The sequence below is a fragment of the Ruegeria sp. C5 genome, assembly GCF_056537605.1.
Window position 1 is genome coordinate 112,858 of record NZ_JBQFRX010000004.1, and the last position, 19,460, is coordinate 132,317.

At 58.3% G+C, this 19,460-nt stretch carries 21 protein-coding genes; 9 read left to right on the forward strand and 12 right to left on the reverse strand.

Annotation, left to right across the window (positions count from 1 at the left end; all coding sequences use genetic code 11):
- Positions 1-98: 98 nt before the first annotated feature.
- On the forward strand, positions 99-1,811 hold the full coding sequence (locus ACR0AW_RS14960) for a tetratricopeptide repeat protein (protein WP_170733562.1): 1,713 nt from the start codon (positions 99-101) through the stop codon (positions 1,809-1,811).
- Positions 1,801-2,619 carry a 4-(cytidine 5'-diphospho)-2-C-methyl-D-erythritol kinase gene (locus ACR0AW_RS14965; protein ID WP_170733563.1) on the forward strand — a complete coding sequence of 273 codons (819 nt, stop codon included), beginning with the start codon at positions 1,801-1,803 and terminating at the stop codon, positions 2,617-2,619. The genes ACR0AW_RS14960 and ACR0AW_RS14965 overlap by 11 nt, the downstream gene beginning before the upstream one ends.
- On the opposite strand, the gene ACR0AW_RS14970 is transcribed toward ACR0AW_RS14965, so the two are convergent.
- Positions 2,612-3,610 carry a polyprenyl synthetase family protein gene (locus ACR0AW_RS14970; RefSeq protein ID WP_170733564.1) on the reverse strand — a complete coding sequence of 333 codons (999 nt, stop codon included), beginning with the start codon at positions 3,608-3,610 and terminating at the stop codon, positions 2,612-2,614. The two genes, ACR0AW_RS14965 and ACR0AW_RS14970, sit on opposite strands and share 8 nt — an antisense overlap.
- 56 nt (positions 3,611-3,666) lie before the next feature.
- Here ACR0AW_RS14970 and ACR0AW_RS14975 point away from each other — a divergent pair, with 56 nt between their 5' ends.
- The 3 genes from ACR0AW_RS14975 to ACR0AW_RS14985 all read left to right on the forward strand — a co-directional run bounded on the left by ACR0AW_RS14975 (position 3,667) and on the right by ACR0AW_RS14985 (position 4,935).
- Complete coding sequence (locus ACR0AW_RS14975) at positions 3,667-3,882, forward strand: putative signal transducing protein (protein WP_008755664.1); 216 nt, start codon at positions 3,667-3,669, stop codon at positions 3,880-3,882.
- Complete coding sequence (locus ACR0AW_RS14980; RefSeq protein ID WP_170395736.1) at positions 3,879-4,646, forward strand: methyltransferase; 768 nt, start codon at positions 3,879-3,881, stop codon at positions 4,644-4,646. The genes ACR0AW_RS14975 and ACR0AW_RS14980 overlap by 4 nt, the downstream gene beginning before the upstream one ends.
- Positions 4,647-4,770: 124 nt before the next feature.
- On the forward strand, positions 4,771-4,935 hold the full coding sequence (locus ACR0AW_RS14985) for a YdcH family protein (RefSeq protein WP_170395738.1): 165 nt from the start codon (positions 4,771-4,773) through the stop codon (positions 4,933-4,935).
- Between the two features lie 4 nt (positions 4,936-4,939).
- On the opposite strand, the gene yddG is transcribed toward ACR0AW_RS14985, so the two are convergent.
- The 10 genes from yddG to ACR0AW_RS15035 all read right to left on the reverse strand — a co-directional run bounded on the left by yddG (position 4,940) and on the right by ACR0AW_RS15035 (position 12,960).
- Positions 4,940-5,806, reverse strand: coding sequence for an aromatic amino acid exporter YddG (yddG, locus tag ACR0AW_RS14990; protein ID WP_170423689.1), 867 nt, complete (start codon positions 5,804-5,806; stop codon positions 4,940-4,942).
- On the reverse strand, positions 5,803-6,750 hold the full coding sequence (locus tag ACR0AW_RS14995) for a transcriptional regulator GcvA (RefSeq protein ID WP_170513880.1): 948 nt from the start codon (positions 6,748-6,750) through the stop codon (positions 5,803-5,805). The genes yddG and ACR0AW_RS14995 overlap by 4 nt, the downstream gene beginning before the upstream one ends.
- A gap of 303 nt (positions 6,751-7,053) precedes the next feature.
- The gene (gene phbB, locus ACR0AW_RS15000) at positions 7,054-7,776 is read right to left on the reverse strand and encodes an acetoacetyl-CoA reductase (protein WP_170513883.1); all 723 of its coding nucleotides are present in this window, start codon (positions 7,774-7,776) and stop codon (positions 7,054-7,056) included.
- A gap of 187 nt (positions 7,777-7,963) precedes the next feature.
- A complete protein-coding gene (locus ACR0AW_RS15005) occupies positions 7,964-9,139 on the reverse strand; it encodes an acetyl-CoA C-acetyltransferase (protein WP_170733565.1) in 1,176 nt (391 codons plus the stop codon).
- A gap of 194 nt (positions 9,140-9,333) precedes the next feature.
- On the reverse strand, positions 9,334-10,167 hold the full coding sequence (locus tag ACR0AW_RS15010; RefSeq protein ID WP_170733566.1) for an EAL domain-containing protein: 834 nt from the start codon (positions 10,165-10,167) through the stop codon (positions 9,334-9,336).
- A 110-nt stretch (positions 10,168-10,277) separates the two neighbouring features.
- Complete coding sequence (locus tag ACR0AW_RS15015; protein WP_170395750.1) at positions 10,278-10,466, reverse strand: hypothetical protein; 189 nt, start codon at positions 10,464-10,466, stop codon at positions 10,278-10,280.
- A gap of 90 nt (positions 10,467-10,556) precedes the next feature.
- Positions 10,557-11,528 (reverse strand): sterol desaturase family protein, encoded by a 972-nt coding sequence (locus tag ACR0AW_RS15020; protein WP_170395752.1) that lies wholly within the window; start codon positions 11,526-11,528, stop codon positions 10,557-10,559.
- The gene (locus ACR0AW_RS15025; RefSeq protein WP_170395754.1) at positions 11,525-11,911 is read right to left on the reverse strand and encodes a hypothetical protein; all 387 of its coding nucleotides are present in this window, start codon (positions 11,909-11,911) and stop codon (positions 11,525-11,527) included. Before ACR0AW_RS15025 ends, ACR0AW_RS15020 begins: the two co-directional genes overlap by 4 nt.
- Before the next feature lie 59 nt (positions 11,912-11,970).
- The gene (locus tag ACR0AW_RS15030; RefSeq protein WP_170395756.1) at positions 11,971-12,300 is read right to left on the reverse strand and encodes a hypothetical protein; all 330 of its coding nucleotides are present in this window, start codon (positions 12,298-12,300) and stop codon (positions 11,971-11,973) included.
- A gap of 93 nt (positions 12,301-12,393) precedes the next feature.
- Complete coding sequence (locus ACR0AW_RS15035) at positions 12,394-12,960, reverse strand: TlpA disulfide reductase family protein (protein WP_170395758.1); 567 nt, start codon at positions 12,958-12,960, stop codon at positions 12,394-12,396.
- Positions 12,961-12,981: 21 nt separating this feature from the next.
- Between ACR0AW_RS15035 and argH the strand changes: the two genes are divergently transcribed.
- The 4 genes from argH (at position 12,982) to ACR0AW_RS15055 (ending at position 18,695) form a co-directional block, all read left to right on the forward strand.
- Positions 12,982-14,370 carry an argininosuccinate lyase gene (gene argH, locus ACR0AW_RS15040; protein ID WP_170408352.1) on the forward strand — a complete coding sequence of 463 codons (1,389 nt, stop codon included), beginning with the start codon at positions 12,982-12,984 and terminating at the stop codon, positions 14,368-14,370.
- Entirely contained in the window at positions 14,370-14,552 is a 183-nt protein-coding gene (locus ACR0AW_RS15045) for an argininosuccinate lyase (RefSeq protein ID WP_170395762.1), read from the forward strand. The genes argH and ACR0AW_RS15045 overlap by 1 nt, the downstream gene beginning before the upstream one ends.
- Before the next feature lie 294 nt (positions 14,553-14,846).
- Entirely contained in the window at positions 14,847-16,112 is a 1,266-nt protein-coding gene (gene lysA / locus ACR0AW_RS15050; protein ID WP_170733567.1) for a diaminopimelate decarboxylase, read from the forward strand.
- 96 nt (positions 16,113-16,208) lie between these two features.
- Complete coding sequence (locus tag ACR0AW_RS15055; RefSeq protein WP_480439334.1) at positions 16,209-18,695, forward strand: TIGR02302 family protein; 2,487 nt, start codon at positions 16,209-16,211, stop codon at positions 18,693-18,695.
- Here ACR0AW_RS15055 and ACR0AW_RS15060 read toward each other — a convergent pair.
- Positions 18,692-19,459, reverse strand: a complete 768-nt coding sequence (locus tag ACR0AW_RS15060) for a zinc-ribbon domain-containing protein (protein WP_170733569.1) — start codon at positions 19,457-19,459, stop codon at positions 18,692-18,694. The genes ACR0AW_RS15055 and ACR0AW_RS15060 overlap by 4 nt on opposite strands.
- Position 19,460 lies beyond the last annotated feature (1 nt).

The following is a 19,460-nucleotide window of genomic DNA, read 5'->3' on the forward strand; positions in this document are numbered from 1 at the left end:
ACACGAGCGTTGGCAGGGTCGTGAAGGCTCTGCCATTGCCTCTCGCCCAGCAAAGCCCTAGCTTGTCGGTCAGTCAACGACAGCAAGGCAGATTATCAGTGGTTTCCCTGGTTCGACGCGCGGCTCTGGCCGTGATCCTCAGTTCTTCAATCGCGTTTCCTGCGGTATCGGATACCGGATCGGGGTCGTATCTGGCCGGGCGTCAGGCGATTTATGAGAGCGACTATCCCGCTGCCGAGAGTTACTATGCGCAGGCGCTTCGCGCTGATCCCCAAAATCCGAAACTGCTGGAAAACGTGGTCGTCGCCCGGCTCGCCTTGGGTGAGATTGAGCGGGCCCTGACCGTCGCCGAAGTTATCGAGGAAAATGAACTGCCCAGCCAGGCCGCTCGGATGGTGATCGCCGCCAATCTGGTGGCAGATGGCAAGCTGGATGAATTTCTGGCCCGCGATCCTGAAACGCAAGGGGTTGGACCGCTGGTTGATGGCCTGATGATTGCTTGGGCTCATATGGGGCAAGGCGCCATGACCAAAGCGATGGAACAATTTGACGTTGTTACCACACAGGAAGGTCTGAAAGAATTTGCACTTTATCACAAGGCCATGGCGTTGGCGTCAGTCGGAGACTTTGAGGGGGCCGAGGCGATCCTTGCTGCAGATGATGGCCTGGTCGCCCGTTTTTCACGCCGGGCTGCGCTGGCGCGTGCCGAAGTGCTGTCGCAGCTGGATCGCAACGACGATGCGCTGGAATTTCTGGATAACGTCTTTGCCGCCGGCAGTGATCCGACCATCGAAGGTTACGTCACCCGGCTGTCTGATGGCGAAACGCTGCCCTTTACCCATGTCCGTTCTGCACAGGATGGCATGGCCGAGGTTTTCTTCACCGTTGGCGCTGCGCTGAGTGCCGAGGCCGCGCAGGATTATGTTCTGCTATATGCCCGCGTCGCGGCCTTTCTGCGGCCTGACCATATTGATGCGCTTTTGCTAAGCGCTGAATTGTTGGATGGGCTGGAACAATATGATCTGGCGGTTGATGTCTATCGGCAGGTGCCTCCGGACAGCAGCGATTATCATGCCGCCGAGCTGGGGCGCGCCGAGGTCCTAAGTCGCTCTGACAGAAAAGAAGCTGCCGCCGAGGTCCTGCAAAACCTTGCCGCTCAAAGCCCCGATTTGCCCGGTGTGCATGTAGCCCTGGCCGACCTGCGGCGCCAGCAAGAGGATTACGCGGCAGCGGTCACCTCTTACGACAAGGCGATTGGCCTGACGGAAGAGGGTGCAGGCGGAAACTGGTTCCTGCATTATGCCCGCGGGATATCGCATGAACGTCTGAAGAACTGGGACGAGGCCGAGGCCGATTTCCGCCGCGCGCTTGAGTTGAACCCGGACCAACCACAGGTGCTGAACTATCTCGGGTATTCGCTGGTCGAGCGGCGCGAGAAATTGGACGAAGCGTTGAATATGATCGAACGCGCCGTCGCAGCGCGCCCTGACAGCGGCTATATCGTTGACAGCTTGGGCTGGGTGTTGTTCCGCCTGGGCCGGTACGACGAAGCAGTTGACCACATGGAGCGCGCCGTTGAGCTGATGCCGGTCGATCCGGTGGTAAATGACCATCTGGGCGATGTTTACTGGGCCGTAGGTCGTGGGCGTGAAGCGGAGTTCCAGTGGAAACGAGCACTGTCTTTCATTGATCCTGAAGATACCGACGGCGAAGCCGATCCTGAACGCATCCGCCGCAAGATCGAAGTCGGATTGGATGCGGTTCTGGCCGAGGAAGGCGCCGAACCCCTGAAGGTCGCCAATGAAGGCTGAGGCATTTGCCCCCGCCAAGATCAACCTGACCCTGCATGTGACCGGCCAACGCGCGGATGGCTATCATCTGCTTGATTCGTTGGTTGCCTTTGCCGATGTTGGGGATCAGTTGAGCCTCAGTTCCGGCCCCGAGCTGTCTCTGTCGGTCACGGGTGAGTTTTCGAATGGCGTACCGACCGATGATCGCAATCTGGTCTGGCAGGCCGCCGAGGCCGCAGGCTGGACCGGTCGCATTCATCTGAACAAACAACTGCCGCACGGTGGCGGTGTCGGGGGCGGCTCCTCGGATGCTGCGGCGGTATTGCGCACTGCGACGAAGGGGGGAGAGTGGCCCGATAGCGTGCCGCTGTCGCTTGGCGCGGATGTCCCAGTATGCATACATGCTGCTGCAGCGCGTATGCGCGGGATTGGTGAACAGATTGAGCCGATGGCGTTGCCGCCCCTCCCGGCGCTTTTGGTCAATCCGGGTATTGAAGTTCCCACCGGCACGGTGTTTTCCGCTTTGCACAGCAGAGACAACGCACCGATGCCTGCTGAGATCCCTGCATTCAAAACACCGGAAGACTGCGCCACTTGGTTGAGGGCTCAGCGGAATGATTTAGAGGCACCTGCAATATCTGTAGCGCCGGGCATTGCGGAGGTCATAGCGGCGTTGGAAGGCACCCGAGACGCGTTGATGGTTCGTATGTCGGGTTCAGGCTCAACCTGTTTCGCACTTTATCCAACGCTCAAAGCAGCCCATTTTGCCGCCTATGAGATCGGCGCGGCCCAACCCGGCTGGTGGCACCGCGCAACGACGCTCAGTTAAGGCGCGATACGACGTAATCGGCCAGATCGCCTAACAGGGTGCGGATTTCGTGATCCGGAAGAGGCGCCAGCGTAGCCTTGGCCTTGGCCGCCCAACCAAACGCATCCGCGCGGGTTGCATCCAGCGTGCTGTATTTGGCCATCAGCGACAAAGCGTGATCCAGATCACCCTCTTCCTGCCGCCCGCGACCAATCGTCCGTTCCCAAAACGCGTGTTCCTCGGCAGTTGCCTGAGCCACGGCTTTGATCACTGGCAGGGTCAATTTGCGTTCACGGAAGTCGTCGCCGACGTTTTTGCCTGTGGCCGCACTATCGCCTTGATAATCCAGAAGATCATCAGCGATCTGGAACGCGATTCCAAGCGCATCGCCATAGTGATACAGCGCCTTGACCTGCGCCTCGGTCGCGCCTGCGATCACACCACCCACTTCGGTTGCGGCAGAAAACAGCGCCGCTGTCTTGCCGCGCACAACCTGCAGGTAGACACTTTCATCCGTGCCCAGATCGGTGGCCGCTGTCATCTGCAGCACCTCGCCTTCGGCAATTGTGGCCGACGCATTTGCAAGGATATCCAGAACCCGCAACGAACCGGTTTCGACCATCAACTGAAAGCTGCGGGAAAACAGGTAATCTCCAACCAGAACACTGGATTTATTGTCCCATAGCAGGTTTGCCGTGGGTCGCCCGCGCCGCTGCCTGCTTTCATCGACGACATCGTCATGCAGCAGGGTTGCGGTATGAATGAACTCGACCGTTGCAGCCAGCTTGACGTGATGGTCGCCTGAATAGCCGAACAGCTGCGCCGCCGCCAGGGTCAGCATCGGGCGCAGACGCTTACCGCCCGCCTCGACCAGGTGCGCGGTCACTTCGGGAATGCGCGGGGCATGTTCCGATGCCATACGCGTCCGAATCAGCGTATTTACTGCTGCCATTTCGCCCGCAAGCATCTCTGCCAGACGCTCATGCGGTTTCGAGATCGTGCTGACGTTCATCACTCTCCTGATACAAGGCTCGACATCCCTGTCACCTTGCCCTTACATCCATCCCCATGAAAGAACTATTGCGCAGCACCGATCCGACAATCCTAGCCTTTGCAACGGCTCTCCTTGAGGGCGAGGATATAGACTGCTTTCAGATGGACGTAAATATGAGCATCCTAGAAGGCGGCATCGGAATCTTTCCCCGTCGCCTGATGGTGCGGGCAGATGATCTGACCCGCGCCGAACGGGTCATGCGCGATAACGAGATCCCGCTGGGGCGATGAGCAGCTTTTCCGACAGTGATCTGACCTGCAATGATTTTCTGGGCGGGCGTGTGCGTCTGTGGCAGCCGCGCTCAGGATATCGTGCAGGGGTCGATCCGGTCTTACTGGCGGCATCGGTCCCGGCACAAGCTGGCCAGTCGGTGCTGGAATTGGGCTGCGGGGCAGGGGCTGCTATTCAGTGCCTAATGGCGCGAGTGCCGCACCTGAAGGCAACTGGGGTTGAACTGCAGGCAGGCTATGCAGATCTGGCCCGCCGCAATTCGGAACAAAACGCAGCGATCACCGTGGTTGAGGCGGATTTGAACGCACTACCGAATGATCTGCGACAAGAACAGTTCGATCATGTGATCGCCAATCCGCCCTACTACCGGGCAGGCGCGCATAGCCCTGCCACCGACGCGGGTCGGCAGATCGCACTGGGTGAAGACACGCCGCTTGAGGACTGGATCAATGTCGCCGCCCGACGTCTGGCGCCGCGCGGTTATCTTCACATGATCCAGAGGGCAGACCGGCTGCCCGATATGCTTGCGGGGTGCGCGGGCCGCTTGGGCTCGATTCAGGTGCTACCTCTGGCCCCCCGTGTGGATCGCGGGGCTGAGCTAGTGGTTTTGCGCGCCAGAAAGGGCGGACGCGCCGCATTTCGGCTGCACGCTCCGCTGATTCTGCACCTCGGTGAACAGCACGTAGAAGACGGTGAAAGCTATACTCCTGTGGTTTCGGCGGTGTTGCGCGATGCGGCGGATTTGACCGGGCACTTTGCCTGATCGGCAATGACCAGCCGAATTTGTCGGATTTATTATAGATTTCGTGCGTCTGCAGCGTGACAGGCTGGAAATGATGTGATCAACTTCTTACGTGACACTTACAAACCAGAGAAGGAGGACCGCCATGAGCGTGAGCGCACATCTGACGGAGTTGAAGAAAAAACACGAAATTCTCGGTCTTGAAGTGGAAGAAGCGCAACGCTCACCTGGTATTGACGATCTCCATATCGCACAGCTGAAGAAGCAAAAGCTGAAGCTAAAAGAAGAGATCGAGCGCCTGTCGACCTAAGGTTCTAGGCCTTCAGGCTGGCGCGGGCCGCGATGGCAGCGCCACCGGTGACAAACAAGGCCGCGATCGCCAGGCCCCAGGACGGGGCGGCGATCCCGGCCAGAACCAACACAAGCGTCGATAGCAAAGGTGCCGCGTATGAGGCGGTGCCCAGTATTTGAATGTCCCCGCGCTTGACGCCGATATCCCAGACATAGAACGCCAGCCCAACCGGTCCCAGGCCAAGTGCAAAGGTCGAGGCCCAGCCAAATGTGCCTTGCGGCCAGATCGTTTCTTCCACCGTGAAATGCAAGGCCCATGAGGCGATCGCCGTCAAAATGCAGAACACCGCGACCGAACTTGTCGGCACATCACCCAGCCGTCGCGATAGAACCGAGTAGCTGGACCATGTCAGCGCGCACAGCAAGGCCAGCCCGTAGCCGGGCAGATGCTGGACCTGAAACCCTGCGCTGCCACCACCCGTGATGATGACGGCGGCTCCAGCAAAGCCAAGGCAGGCTCCGATAAGGTGACCAGGTTTCAGATGTTCTCCGGGCAGCAGACCTGACAGAAGAACGATCAGCAAAGGCCAGAGATAAGCGATAAGCCCAGCCTCGGCTGCAGGGGCCATGCGAAGGGCTGAAAAGTACAGCGCGTGGTAGCCAAAAAGGCCAATTGATCCAAGCAGGTATGTCGTCCACGCGACCCGGCGCAGTTGAACCAGCCCGCCGCTGGCGAATGTCCAAATCAGACCCAGCGTACCGCCGATGGTAAAACAGATCGCGTTCAACAACAAAGGCGGCGTCGGGGCCGAACCCACAGTGAACAGCGCCAGCAGAGACCACAGCAAAACGGCGACAAAACCAATCGCGGTCGCGCCCATTCTGCTCATTCACCAGCTACCTTCTCAACAGGGATGATTTCAAACTCATCCGATATATGCGCGGTCTTTTCAATCTCGGAAATGAACCAGTCGCGGAACGCTGCGATCTGCGGTCGCTTCTCTGCCCCTTGCAGGCAGAGGAAACGAAATCGCCCGGCGGTCTCCAGTGCCACTTTGAACGGCGCGACCAGTCGCCCTTCGGTCAGGTCTTTCAGGATCATGGCGCGCCGCCCCAGAACCACGCCCACCCCGGCCACGGCAGCGTCGATGGCGTGATCGGCGTTCGAAAAATGCGCCCCATGGGTCGGAGTGAAATCCAATCCAACCGCACGGAACCACGCGGGCCAGTCGCAACGCGGCTTGAGGAAACTGATCGAATCGTCGTGGATCAGGGGGGCGTCGCGCAACGACGCAGGCGTGGGGAATTGTTCGGCCAGCTCCGGGGTCATAACCGGTGTCAGCCACTCCTTGCGGACGGGAACCGAATAGAGCCCCTCATCCGGCCCATAGCCAAAGCGGATCGCCACGTCCACGTCATCGCGTTCAAGGTCCATGTTGCGCAGAGTGGCCGAGAATTTCAGGTCAATCCCCGGATTTGCACGGGCGAACTCATAAAGGCGCGGAGCCAGCCATTTTGCTGTCAGGGCAGGGCCTGCTGTAACCGTGAGGCTTGTTTCATCCTGCAGCCTCCGCGTCGCTTGCCACGCGGCTTGCAGGGCGGCAAAGCCATCTGCTGTTCCGGGTGCCAATGTGCGCCCAGCTTCGGTCAGCTCGACGGCGCGATTGAGCCGGCGAAACACGGGGTGGCCCAGATGCTCTTCTAACGACTTAATTTGAAAGGACAGGGCCGCAGGTGTCACATTCAGCTCCTCCGCCGCCTTGGCAAACGACATATGTCGTGCGGCGGCATCGAAGGCGCGCAAAGCAGTCAGCGGAGGCAGGCGGTCGGTCATGACGGTTAAGTTTTTCTGAACTGAAGGATCGAAAACTCTCGTTTGTGCAATTTAAAATCAAAGGCCATGTTAATGGCAAGACAAAACCAACTTGATTGAGAAGGGTTCAGCATGATCGAGATGACAACAAACCCAGCCATTCAGAACGCCATTCACCGCGCGCATGAAGAGCGCGGCAAGGCGGTTGTAGGATTCTGGTCCTGGCTATTCGGTTCCCGCTGATCGCAGCGCGCGTGATCTTACGGGATAAAAGAAGGGCCGGTCCTTGATGGACCGGCCCGTTTTCATTCTCAGGTCGTCGGTTTAGACGAAGAACTGTGCACCGTTTGCGGAAATGGTCGAGCCGTTGATGAACTGCGAATCGTCCGATGCCAGGAAGGCGACGCAACGCGCGATTTCTTCCGGTTCACCCAGACGACCAGCCGGGATTTGGCCGATGATCGATTCGCGTACTTTTTCCGGCACCGCCATAACCATTTCGGTCGCGATATAACCGGGGCAGATCGCGTTGGCCGTGATACCGGCCCGCGCACCTTCCTGCGCCAGAGATTTCACGATGCCCAGATCGCCCGCTTTGGTTGCGGCATAGTTGACCTGCGCAAACTGGCCTTTCTGACCGTTGATCGAGCTGATCACGATGATACGACCAAATTTACGCTCGCGCATACCCGGCCATACCGGGTGCACGGTGTTGAAAACACCAGTCAGATTGGTGTCGATGACCTGATGCCACTGTTCAGGTGTCATCTTGTGGAACGGTGCGTCGCGGGTGATACCGGCGTTGGCGACCACGATGTCGATCGGGCCAACCTCGGTCTCGACTTTTTCGATGCCCGCTTTGGATTCGTCGTAATCCGCAACATTCCATTTATAAGTTTTGATACCGGTTTCGTCGGTGAACTTTGCGGCGGCTTCGTCATTGCCTGCATAAGTGGCGGCAACATTGTATCCTTCGGCCTTCAGCGCCTTGGAAATTGCTGCGCCGATGCCGCGGGAACCGCCGGTTACGAGTGCTGTACGTGCCATTTAGGACTCCTCCAAATTTAGTCGTCTTGGTAATTCTGTTACTCTGAGCGTTAAGGATGCGCAATATCGTTTCGTGATCGATCTTGTCTTTCTGTCCGGCGATATTGTCGCATCTATGGGGTATGATCCGATTGTAACAAAAAAGGGCGCCCAGTGGACGCCCTTTTGTATTTAGTTTTCAGCGCACTTAGTCACGCTCCACACACAGGGCGACACCCATGCCGCCGCCGATGCAGAGGGTCGCGAGACCTTTCTTGGCATCCCGGCGCTTCATTTCGAACAGCAGGGTGTTCAGAACCCGGCAGCCGGACGCGCCGATTGGGTGTCCGATGGCAATTGCACCACCGTTGACGTTTACGATCGACGGATCCCAACCCATGTCTTTGTTTACAGCGCAGGCTTGCGCTGCGAAGGCTTCGTTGGCTTCGACCAGATCCAGATCACCGACCGACCATCCAGCTTTCTCCAGCGCCTTGCGCGAAGCGTAGATCGGGCCAACGCCCATGATCGACGGGTCAAGTCCGGCGGTCGCGTAGGATGCAATTCGGGCCAAGGGCTCAATCCCACGCTTTTCGGCATTCTCAGCCGACATCAGCAGGGTGGCAGCGGCACCGTCATTCAGGCCCGAAGCGTTTGCGGCCGTGACAGAACCGTCCTTGGCGAAGGCGGGGCGCAGTTTGCCCATGGCTTCGATTGTCGCGCCGTGGCGGATGTATTCGTCCTTGTCCATCACGATGTCGCCCTTGCGGGTCTTGATGGTGAAGGGCACGATTTCGTCAGCGAACTTGCCAGCGTTTTGGGCGGCTTCGGCTTTGTTTTGCGAGGCGACCGCAAATTCATCCTGCATATCGCGGCTGATCTGCCATTTCTCGGCGACGTTCTCAGCCGTTTGACCCATGTGATAGCCGTTGAAGGCATCCCACAGACCATCGCGGATCATCGTGTCGATGTATTTCATGTCACCCATCTTATGACCGGCGCGCAGGGCGGCGGCATGGGGCGACAGGGTCATGTTTTCTTGTCCACCAGCCGCAACGATGTCGGCATCGCCCAATTGGATATGCTGTGCACCCAGAGCAACAGCACGCAGACCCGAACCGCAGACCTGGTTGATGCCCCAAGCCGCGCTTTCCTGCGGCAGGCCGGCATTTATGTGCGCCTGGCGCGCTGGGTTCTGACCTTGGGCGGCAGTCAGGACCTGGCCCATGATGGTTTCGCTTACTTCGCCCTTGTCGATCCCGGCACGTTCGACAACTGCTTCAAGGACGGCAGCGCCCAGATCATGTGCGGGGGTGTTCGCAAACGAACCGCTAAAGCTACCGACGCCCGTACGTGCGGCGGATGCGATTACTACGTTGGTCATAAAGTCAATCCTTTACCGTCATGGTCCTGTGGGAAATCTGACGGCGCGGTGTGAGGAGAAGTCTTCTCCGGGTGCAAGAGCGCCTCGTGATCCCCCGCTCAAGCATCTTCTGCAATAGCGCAATGCTGCATCTGCAGCAACGGACAGCTTGTCTCAGAGTGAGCCTTGGCGGTGTTCCGCGCGACCAGCTGCTATCAACTGCCCGTTTTTGCAGCTTTTTCCGAGCTCCAGGGCGGAGTGACTGAAGGCGCTCCATACAGAAAGCCCTGCAGACAATCGACACCGTTTGCGATCAGGAAATGAGCATCTTCGTCACTTTCGACCGATTCGGCGGTGACAAGAATTTCGAATTCCCGCGCAACTGCAATCAGTGCGCGCACCAGCGATTGATTGTCGGGATTGCTGCTGATGCCCCTGATGAACTGCCCATCGATCTTGGCGGCATCGAACAGAAATTCACGAAAGTGGCGAAAGCCAAAGTTACTGGCCCCAAAATCATCCAGCGCAAAGGCGATACCGCGGGCTTGTTGGCGATCCATGAAATCCACCACCAGTTCGGGCACCTGCATCGCCGAAGATTCTGAGATTTCCAGAATCAACCTTTCGCCCAAGCTTGCGTCTTTTTTCAGAAACCTATCCAGCACACGCGACCAGTTGGAATAACCGATGGACCGCGCGGACATGTTGATCGACAGGCGGATGCCAGGGTTGCGGATCAGAGTGCGCAGCCCCATTTCAAGCGCGACGCAATCAAGGTCCCGGCCAATTGGCGTGTTCTCAACCTGTGGCATGAACTCGCGCGCGGGGATGACGCGGCCGGTTTCATCCAATACACGGATGAACCCTTCGTGGAACGCGATTCCCTGAGGAGGATGTGCTTGAACGACAGGCTGGAACGCCAGCCTGCATTGTCTATGCTTTACGGCTTCGGTCGCCATCTGTACCACCGATCGATCCCGTGAAGTGACGGCGGCGCTCAAAGGGTCGTCCGATCCCTCGGGCAGGTCTGCGCGTTTCCTGTTTCCCATGACGTACCGTTCCCCTGATCCCGATGATTTTGGCCGGGGCCAGTTTCAGGGAAGACAGGTAAAACCGGGGTTAACGCTCAAAATTTTATCGCAGGTGGTGGGGCGGAAGATCAGTGTGTTGATTGCCATGCATGACGCAGCGAAGCAGCTGCACCGATAAGCGCTCCTAAAAGTCCCAGCGCGGCCATGACAAATCCCAGCCCCAATAGCGCGGGCATTGCTCCGTTGAGTGCGGCTGTCATTGTGATGACGAGGCCCAGCAAACCTGTGATCGTAGAAATTCTCATCAGCTTTGACATGCGGGCCTCCGGAAATGCACTCTTAAAACATCTCAGGGGATATGGAGCGCTTGTGCCAAATTTCAAGCAAAGAAAAGGTCTTTTTGAGACCTAGGCCCGCTTGGCTGTGGAAGCAGGTGATTTGGTGCCGAACTGCTCGAATCCCGGTGTGCCGTGATCTTGCGGATGGCGGACAAGGTGCTTGGCCTTGATCTGTTGGGAATTGTCGCGGCTGCCATCGTGGCTATAGCCCGGAGGGGCAAAACAATAAGCCAGACGTTGGCGCAAGGTCAGGCCCGGTTGGGTGGCGTCCCGCCAGATTCCAACCCATTCATGAAACGCCACGCGCAGCGGATTGAACGTGCCGATATTGTGGACAAGCCCATAGTCGACCTTGTCATCTTCTTGCTCGGGGACAAATGTGCCGAACATCTTGTCCCAGATGATAAAGACACCCGCATAGTTGCAATCAAGATATCGCGCATTTCGCCCATGATGGGCGCGGTGGTGACTGGGCGTATTCATGACGGCTTCGAACCAGCGCGGCATTTTGCCGATCGCTTCGGTATGGATCCAGAATTGGTAGATCAGGTTCAGACCTCCGACGAACAGCACCATCGCCGGGTGAAAGCCTAGTAAGATTAGCGGAGCACGTACCACCATCATAAAGGTGAATGTATAGGTCCAGGTCTGCCGCAGCGCCGTTGTCAGGTTGTAATGCTGTGAGCTGTGGTGGTTCACATGACTGGCCCAGACCCAGCGAATGCGGTGCCCAAAGCGGTGCACCCAGTAATACCGCAGATCGTCCAGTACAAAGCACAAGATGATGACCGGGATCGAGGTCCCTAGGTTGAGCGGTGTTATCTGCCACAGCCACATGAAAAACGCATATGCGATGAAGCCCAGCAAAAAGCCCGAGGCGATATTGCCTGCCCCCATGATCAGCGAGGTCAAGGCATCGCGGGTTTCGTACCTACCGCCCCGGCCTTTGATCGCGATCCAAAGGAATTCGGCCAGAATGGCCGCGATGAAGAAGGGCACGGCCCATTGTACCGCGTCGGGAAAGCTCACGTGATCGGTCATGCGGGATCCATCAGATATTGCCAGTGCTGGCGTTCGGTCTCATCAAGGTGGACGATGACCCGAGGAGTGCTGAAATCGTGGAACAGGACTTCAAAGCCTTCGGGATGATCCAGCCAATCGAAATCCCGTAAATGGCGGGCCACGGTATCGGCACCAAAGGACCACAGCAGACCGGCTCCGGTTTCGGTTCGGATAAGGGCGGCGTGACTATCATGGGCAACGGTTACGTCAATGATTGAATCATCTGGAAAGTGACGCAGCCACTGTTCCTGTGCTGTCTTGGGTGTCAGCACTTGCAGGCGTGATTTGCCCGTCAGATGCAGCAGCAAGGCGACCCCGGCAATGCCGCCGACGACGAGGATCAATAGTATTTCCAGCGGCATTCCATCCTCCTGCAGATAACCTGCAAGCGGGCGATTTGTCTGTCAAAGGTGGCGTGGCGTCAGCCGCTTTCCAGGCTTTCCAGAATCTCATGCTGGACGATGCGTGCGACAAACGGCATTAACCCGTCAGGGCCAGAGGCCCGATCTTTGAGATGGATGCAGATATCGGGCCTTCGCGCGGCGATGATGCCAACCATTTCTCCGCGTATCTTGTCATCAAGACCCGCGCCCATGATCGCACAGGCGATGCGCGGTTCCGCGTCCAGCTGCCGCCGCACCTCATCCTGATCATGCGCGCCCAGCCACTGAATCGGCAGGTGATCCAGTTGTTGTGCCACGTTGCCGATTACATTCGGCAACCGCCCAATCAACAGAACTACCGGTTTCATCGGAGTCTCCCTTTCTTCCGGTCGCAAACGAAAACCGGCCCGTTGGGGCCGGTCTCATTCTAACACAGATTTTCTGCAAGAGCGCGCGGGACCTCAGCTATTGCCTTCGACAAGCGCTGAAATTATCGCCTTGGCACTGTCCGAGTTCCATTCTGCATCACCGATCAGGCGTGCGATCTCATTGCCATCGGGGTCGATGATCACAGTGATCGGCAGGCCAATCACTCCCATTTCGCGTGCAACCGCCTGTTTCGGATCCTGATGGCGCGGCAAGTTGTCGATGCCGTTTTCGTCAAAGAACTTCTTGATCCCGGCAGGTGTGTTGCGACCGGTCGCCAGGGTCAGAACCTCGAATTTGTCACCGCCAAACTCCTGTTGCAGTTCAGCGATCTGAGGCATTTCTTTGCGGCACGGCGCACACCATGTGGCCCAGAAGTTCAGCAGCACATACTTGCCTTTGTAGTCGGCCAGCGATCCGGTGCCACCATCATCTTCTAGTTCAAAATCGACCACTTTGACCGGCTTGGGCTCACTATGCAGGATCAGCCGCTTCAGGCTGCCCTCACGCAATGGGCCAAGCGTTGCCGCATCTGTTGCCAAAGCGGCGTTTGCACCCAGCGCTAGGGCCATATAAAGGGGGATCAGACGTAACAGGCGCATATCAACTCCGGGTTTTCTTTCATGACCGATCAATCTTCGAACCAGATGTGGGGCGGCCGCTTTGCCGCTGGTCCAGACGCGATCATGGAGGCGATAAATGCCTCGATCGGGTTCGATCAGCGGATGGCAGCCCAGGACATCGCAGGCTCGCGCGCCCATGCCGCCATGTTGGCTGCCACAGGCGTTATTACTGATAGTGATGCGCACGCCATTCGGGAAGGCCTGCTCACCGTTTTGTCAGAAATTCAGAACGGAGAATTTCAGTTCTCGACTGCGCTGGAAGACATTCACATGAATGTCGAGGCGCGACTGAAAGAGGTGATCGGAGAACCCGCAGGCCGTCTGCACACGGGCCGGTCGCGAAACGACCAGGTGGCGACCGATTTCAAACTCTGGGTTCGCGACCAGCTAGATGCCGCAGAATCCGGTCTTCTGGCTCTGATCCGCGCGCTTTTGGCGCAGGCCGAGGCCGGGGCAGACTGGGTCATGCCCGGTTTCACCCACCTGCAAACCGCGCAGCCAGTAACCTGGGGTCACCACATGATGGCCTATGTCGAGATGTTTGGCCGCGATCTGTCCCGCGTGCGCGACGCCCGTGCCCGGATGAACGAATCCCCCTTGGGCGCAGCCGCGTTGGCCGGGACCTCTTTCCCAATCGACCGCCAGATGACAGCTGAGGCGCTGGGCTTCGACCGCCCCGCAGCCAACTCATTGGACGCTGTCAGCGACCGCGACTTCGCGTTGGAGTTCCTGTCGACCGCCTCGATTTGCGCCATGCACTTGTCGCGCTTTGCCGAGGAATTGGTAATCTGGTCCTCGGCCCAATTCCGGTTTGTATCACTGTCTGATCGCTTCTCGACTGGTTCATCAATCATGCCGCAAAAGAAGAACCCCGATGCAGCTGAGCTCATCCGTGCCAAGGTTGGCCGCATATTTGGTGCGAATACTGGCCTGATGATGGTGATGAAGGGGCTGCCGCTGACCTATTCCAAGGACATGCAGGAAGACAAAGAACAGGTATTTGATGCGGCAGATAACTGGATGCTGGCACTTGCCGCGATGGAAGGCATGGTCAAGGACATGACCGCCAATCGCGAAAGCCTGGCTGCCGCTGCCGGGTCTGGCTTTTCAACTGCGACCGACCTGGCCGACTGGTTGGTCCGCGTGCTGGGCCTGCCCTTCCGCGACGCGCACCATGTCACTGGATCGCTGGTGGCCATGGCTGAAAGCAAGGGCTGCGACCTACCGGATCTGACGCTGGAGGACATGCAATCGGTCCACGCGGACATCACCGACGACGTCTATTCTGTTCTTACCGTCGAAAATTCGGTAAACTCTCGCCAATCCTATGGCGGCACCGCACCGGATCAGGTGCGGGCCCAGATCAAGCGATGGAAGGCGCTGGTGTAATGCAGATACGACGGGTGGTGCTATTGATTGCGGTCGCAGCGGCCTTGGCCGGGTGTGGTGCCGATGGCGAACCCATACAGCCCACCATGAGCGCAAGCGTCGGCGTAGGCAGCAGCGGCACCTATGGCGGTGTTGGCGTTGGTCTCAGACGCGGTGGGCTGGGCGTTTATCTGGGGCTCTGAACTCCAAAATTGCAATTTGCTGATCGCACACCCATCTGCATCTGACACGTCCTGAATGACAAAGAGAAAATGCATGAGACCTGTCGGCCTGATCCTCTGCCTCGCCGTACTTGCAGCTTGCGACCCGTCAGGCGCACCCCGAACGGAACCAACGGCCGCACCTAGCGGGTCCGGGGTCTCGGTTTCAGGATATGCGAGGGTTGGCGCGTCAAAGACGTTCTGAACCGCGACGGTGACCACAACCCTACCGGAATCATTTGATCCACATACCTCTTTTGGTCTAAGCGCGCAGGCATGGATCATTTTCTCTACCGCGACGGCGCGCTTTTCGCCGAGGATGTGCCAATCTCCGAAATCGCAGCCGCGGTCGGAACCCCGTTCTATGTCTATTCGACGGCGACGCTGTTACGGCATTTCAAGCTGTTCGATGACGCGCTTGAGGGCACTGATCACCTAGTCTGCTATGCGATGAAAGCGGCCAGCAATCAGGCCATCCTGAAGACGCTGGGGCAGGCAGGTGCGGGAATGGATGTGGTTTCGGGCGGGGAATATCTGCGCGCCAAAGCCGCGGGCGTGCCCGGAGACAAGATTGTCTTTTCGGGCGTCGGCAAGACAGCGGATGAGATTCGTACCGCTCTGACCGGTGGAATTCGTCAGTTCAACGTCGAATCCGAGCCCGAAATGCAGGTGATCAATGCGGTTGCACTGGAATTGGGCAAGGTTGCGCCGATCACTGTTCGGGTGAATCCGGACGTGGATGCAAAAACCCACGCCAAGATCGCCACCGGCAAGTCCGAGAACAAGTTCGGCATCCCAATCTCGCGTGCGTCCGAGGTTTATGCACTGGCCGCAAGCCTTCCGGGACTGGAGGTGATTGGGATCGACGTTCATATCGGCTCACAACTGACCGAGTTGGAACCGTTTGAGCTGGCTTATAACAAGGTTGCTGAGCTGACCGAGCGTCTGCGCGCTGAGGGACATAACATCCGCCGCCTTGATCTGGGCGGTGGCTTGGGTATTCCCTATGCCCGTTCCAACGACGCGCCTCCGCTGCCGGTTGAATATGGTGCGATGGTCAAGAAAACACTGGGCCATCTGGGCTGCGAGATCGAGATTGAGCCCGGTCGGCTGATCGCTGGCAATGCGGGTCTGATGGTGTCCAAGGTCGTCTATGTTAAATCCGGCGAAGACCGCGATTTCCTGATCCTCGATGGCGCGATGAACGACCTGATCCGCCCCGCGATGTATGAGGCGTATCATGATATAGTGGCGGTCGAAGAACCTGCCGCAGGGGTCGAACAGCGCCCGTATGATATCGTTGGTCCGGTCTGTGAATCCGGGGATACCTTTGCAAAACAACGCAACATGCCGGCTTTGAAATCGGGCGATCTGATCGCATTCCGCAGTGCAGGTGCCTACGGTGCTGTCATGTCCAGCGAATACAATACGCGGCCCCTAATCCCTGAGGTTCTGGTGAACGGGGATCAATTTGCCGTAATTCGTGAACGCCCAAGCTTTGACGAAATCATAAACCGCGATACCATACCTGAGTGGCTTTGACGCGATAGGCGCGTCGGGCCGATCAGGAGGCCCGCCTTGCGCGACAACCAGACCTTGCCAATTCCAAGACTGTCCCTGTGGCTGACGCACGGGGGTATGCTGGCTGAGCAGGTGATGCGCGCCTTCTGGCCGTTCTTTTCTATTCTTATGGCGCTGCTGGCCGCCCTGATGCTGGGTCTGCACGATCTTGTGCGCATTGAAGCCGTTTGGATTTCTGCAGCGATCGGATTGATTGCTTTGATTGCGACAGCGGTTTTCGGAATCAAACGGTTCCGTCTGCCAACCCGGGCCGAGGCGCTGGTTCGGCTGGATGAAACCCTACCCGGACGCCCGATACAAGCACTGATGGACGATCAGGCAATCGGTGCGATGGATGCGGATTCGGTGGCACTGTGGCATGCGCACCAGACGCGCATGGCAGATCGTGCATCAAAGGCCGATCCGGTGAAACCCGACTTGCGGTTGGCGTCTCGCGATCCCTATGCGCTTCGCTATGCTGCCTTATTGGCACTCGTCGTTGCGGCTCTGTTCGGCTCGTTCTGGCGGATAGGCTCGGTCGCTGACATGACGCCGGGGACCGCTCAGGCGGGGCAGGGCCCGACTTGGGAGGGTTGGGTTGAACCGCCGCGCTACACCGGGCTGCCAACGCTCTACCTTGCCGATCAGACCGATCCGACGTTGACGGTGCCTAAAGGCAGCCGCATCACGCTACGATTTTATGGCGAGGTCGGCGCACACAGCCTGACAGAATCTTCGACACCTCTGGGCACCGAAGCCGCGACAGAACCGGAACAGGAATTTGTTGCCGAACGCTCGGGTCAGATGCGGATCGATGGCCCGGCCGGGCGCGATTGGGCGCTTGAGATCCTTCCAGACACTGCGCCCAGGATCGCGACGGCAGGAGTGGCGCAATCAGAGGCTGGCGGACAGATGAAGCTGCCTTTCGCTGCTGCGGATGACTATGGAATCGTCTCCGGCACAGCCCGGATTGAATTGGACCTGCCAGCGGTCAACCGTCAATTCGGTCTTGCGACCGAGCCTGAACCGCGCGAGATCATTACGGTCGAGTTGCCAATGCCGATTACAGGCGATCGGACCGATGTCACCGAAGACTTGATCGAGGATTTCTCGCAGCACCCTTGGGCACATTTGCCGGTAAAAATAACCCTCATGGCTATCGACGCGGCAGATCAAGAGACGGTGGCAGAACCTTATCTGACAGAACTGCCAGCCCGTAGGTTCTTTGACCCATTGGCTGCTGCGGTGATCGAACAGCGGCGCGATCTGCTCTGGTCGCGCGAAAATGCGCTGCGTGTATCGCAATTGCTGCGTGCGGTTTCGCACCTACCCGAGGACCTGTTCCGCTCAGATACAGCGTATCTACGTCTGCGTGTGATCCTGCGGCGGCTGGAGACCTTCGACAAATACAGCGCACTGAACGTTAAACAGCAGGAAGAAATTGCGCAAGCACTGTGGGATCTGGCGGTTCTGATCGAGGATGGCACGCTGGCCGACGCACTGGAACGGATGCGCCGTGCGCAGGAGCGTCTGACCGAAGCGATGCAGAACGGTGCCAGCGACGAAGAGATTGCCGAACTGATGCAGGAGCTGCGCGAAGCGACACAGGATTACATGCGGCAACTCCAGCGTCTGGCGCAGGAAAACGGTGAGACGCAGCAAGGACAGCAGGGCCAGAACGGCGAAACCCTGCAGATGACGCAGGATGACCTGCAGCGAATGATGGACCGCATTCAGGAGCTCATGGAACAAGGCCGCATGGCCGAGGCGCAGCAGGCATTGGAAGAGTTCCAGCAAATGATGGAAAACATGCGCGTCACACAAGGGCAGGGCCAAGGTGGCCAGTCCGAAGGACAGCAGGCCATGGAAGGGCTGGCAGAAACCCTGCGCGAACAACAGGGCCTCAGCGATCAGGCATTCCGCGACCTGCAGGAACAGTTCAACCCCGGTGCGCAAGCGGGCGAAAGTCAGGGAAATGAGGGCCGCAATGGTGGTCTGGGACGCGGCCAGAGCCATGAAGGCCAGGGCGGTCAGGGCCAGGGTCAGGATGAGGCTGGTGAAGGTCAGCAAGGTCAGGGGTCACTGGCGGATCGGCAGCAGGCGCTGCGGGATGAGTTGAATCGGCAGCAACAGGGTCTGCCCGGCGGTGGTACACCCGAAGGCGACGCTGCGCGCGAAGCATTGGGCCGTGCGGGCCGGGCCATGGACGACGCCGAAGACGCCTTGCGCAGCGATGATCTGGCCGAGGCGATTGACCGTCAATCCGAGGCGATGGAAGCCCTGCGCGAAGGCATGCGTTCACTGGGCGAAGCCCTGGCGCAGAACCAGCAGAACCAGCCGGGTCAAGGGACCGAGGCCGGCGACATGCAGGCCAATAACCGCGATCCATTGGGTCGTACGCCAGGTTCCGCGGGATCAATCTCGACCGACGACAACTTGCTGCAAGGCGAAGATGTATATCGCCGTGCGCGCGAGTTGCTGGATGAAATCCGCCGTAGGACCGGTGAACAGGATCGGCCTCAGATCGAGTTGGAATACCTCAAGCGATTGCTCGAAAGGTTCTAGTTCTGCCCTGCGCCCCCGGTCTGTGTCTCAAGCCAAAGGCGCGCTTGATCGACCAGTGAGACATATGATTTCAGCATCGGATCAGCCTGAGGAACCGCCTCGCTGATCTGATTGGCGTTTCCATATATCAGAAACAGAATGACGCCGATGATAATGATCAAGGTAAAGCCACGCAGAAACCCACCGGATTTGCGGGCCGGAGCAACGGCTTCAGCTTCGTCCGATGTCAAGTCGCTGCGCAGACCCGAGTTGATCGCCTCAACATCCGGCAGCTCATCTTTCTGACCTGCGTCAGCGGCGGTTTCAGTGGCCGAGGGCCGTTTCGGTTTGACTTTGGGCTCTTCAGGCGGATCCAATGCCAGATCAGGTTGGCTTTCCAGATTGCTGCCTTCACGCTCGCGCAGTTCTGCCTCGCGTGCAGCCTCTTCCTTGAGGATGCTGGATACCGCCGGGTCTACGTTTCCAACACTCAATTCCTCGGGCGCATCGGGTTCTGGTGTGTCTTCTGCCTTAACCTTTTCTGGCTCGGCCTTGGCCGTATCGGGTTCTGGCGCATCCTCTGACTTAACATCTTCCGGTTCGGCAAAGGCTGCCTGGATTGCAGTTGCAGATTTCGCTTCCGGCTCTGCTTTGCTGGCGACTGGATACTTTTCCTGAAACCAGGTCTCTTCGCAAGCCGAGCATTGAACTTCGCGCCCGTCCTCGGGGATCACTTCGTCCGGGACTTCGTACTGGGCGCTGCAATTCGGACACGTTAAACGCATT

What these genes read in the sequence shown, in the direction of transcription:
- ACR0AW_RS15035 (WP_170395758.1), bottom strand. Translation starts at nt 12,960, where the DNA reads ATGCGCCTGTTACGTCTGATCCCCCTTTATATGGCCCTAGCGCTGGGT.
- ACR0AW_RS15030 (WP_170395756.1), bottom strand. Translation starts at nt 12,300, where the DNA reads ATGAAACCGGTAGTTCTGTTGATTGGGCGGTTGCCGAATGTAATCGGC.
- ACR0AW_RS15010 (WP_170733566.1), bottom strand. Translation starts at nt 10,167, where the DNA reads ATGGGAAACAGGAAACGCGCAGACCTGCCCGAGGGATCGGACGACCCT.
- ACR0AW_RS15020 (WP_170395752.1), bottom strand. Translation starts at nt 11,528, where the DNA reads ATGACCGATCACGTGAGCTTTCCCGACGCGGTACAATGGGCCGTGCCC.
- ACR0AW_RS15025 (WP_170395754.1), bottom strand. Translation starts at nt 11,911, where the DNA reads ATGCCGCTGGAAATACTATTGATCCTCGTCGTCGGCGGCATTGCCGGG.
- lysA (WP_170733567.1), top strand. Translation starts at nt 14,847, where the DNA reads ATGGATCATTTTCTCTACCGCGACGGCGCGCTTTTCGCCGAGGATGTG.
- ACR0AW_RS15055 (WP_480439334.1), top strand. Translation starts at nt 16,209, where the DNA reads ATGCTGGCTGAGCAGGTGATGCGCGCCTTCTGGCCGTTCTTTTCTATT.
- ACR0AW_RS15015 (WP_170395750.1), bottom strand. Translation starts at nt 10,466, where the DNA reads ATGTCAAAGCTGATGAGAATTTCTACGATCACAGGTTTGCTGGGCCTC.
- ACR0AW_RS14995 (WP_170513880.1), bottom strand. Translation starts at nt 6,750, where the DNA reads ATGACCGACCGCCTGCCTCCGCTGACTGCTTTGCGCGCCTTCGATGCC.
- ACR0AW_RS15045 (WP_170395762.1), top strand. Translation starts at nt 14,370, where the DNA reads ATGCAGATACGACGGGTGGTGCTATTGATTGCGGTCGCAGCGGCCTTG.
- yddG (WP_170423689.1), bottom strand. Translation starts at nt 5,806, where the DNA reads ATGAGCAGAATGGGCGCGACCGCGATTGGTTTTGTCGCCGTTTTGCTG.
- ACR0AW_RS14985 (WP_170395738.1), top strand. Translation starts at nt 4,771, where the DNA reads ATGAGCGTGAGCGCACATCTGACGGAGTTGAAGAAAAAACACGAAATT.
- argH (WP_170408352.1), top strand. Translation starts at nt 12,982, where the DNA reads ATGACCGATCAATCTTCGAACCAGATGTGGGGCGGCCGCTTTGCCGCT.
- ACR0AW_RS14975 (WP_008755664.1), top strand. Translation starts at nt 3,667, where the DNA reads ATGAAAGAACTATTGCGCAGCACCGATCCGACAATCCTAGCCTTTGCA.
- ACR0AW_RS14980 (WP_170395736.1), top strand. Translation starts at nt 3,879, where the DNA reads ATGAGCAGCTTTTCCGACAGTGATCTGACCTGCAATGATTTTCTGGGC.
- ACR0AW_RS15060 (WP_170733569.1), bottom strand. Translation starts at nt 19,459, where the DNA reads ATGCGTTTAACGTGTCCGAATTGCAGCGCCCAGTACGAAGTCCCGGAC.
- ACR0AW_RS14965 (WP_170733563.1), top strand. Translation starts at nt 1,801, where the DNA reads ATGAAGGCTGAGGCATTTGCCCCCGCCAAGATCAACCTGACCCTGCAT.
- ACR0AW_RS15005 (WP_170733565.1), bottom strand. Translation starts at nt 9,139, where the DNA reads ATGACCAACGTAGTAATCGCATCCGCCGCACGTACGGGCGTCGGTAGC.
- ACR0AW_RS14970 (WP_170733564.1), bottom strand. Translation starts at nt 3,610, where the DNA reads ATGAACGTCAGCACGATCTCGAAACCGCATGAGCGTCTGGCAGAGATG.
- phbB (WP_170513883.1), bottom strand. Translation starts at nt 7,776, where the DNA reads ATGGCACGTACAGCACTCGTAACCGGCGGTTCCCGCGGCATCGGCGCA.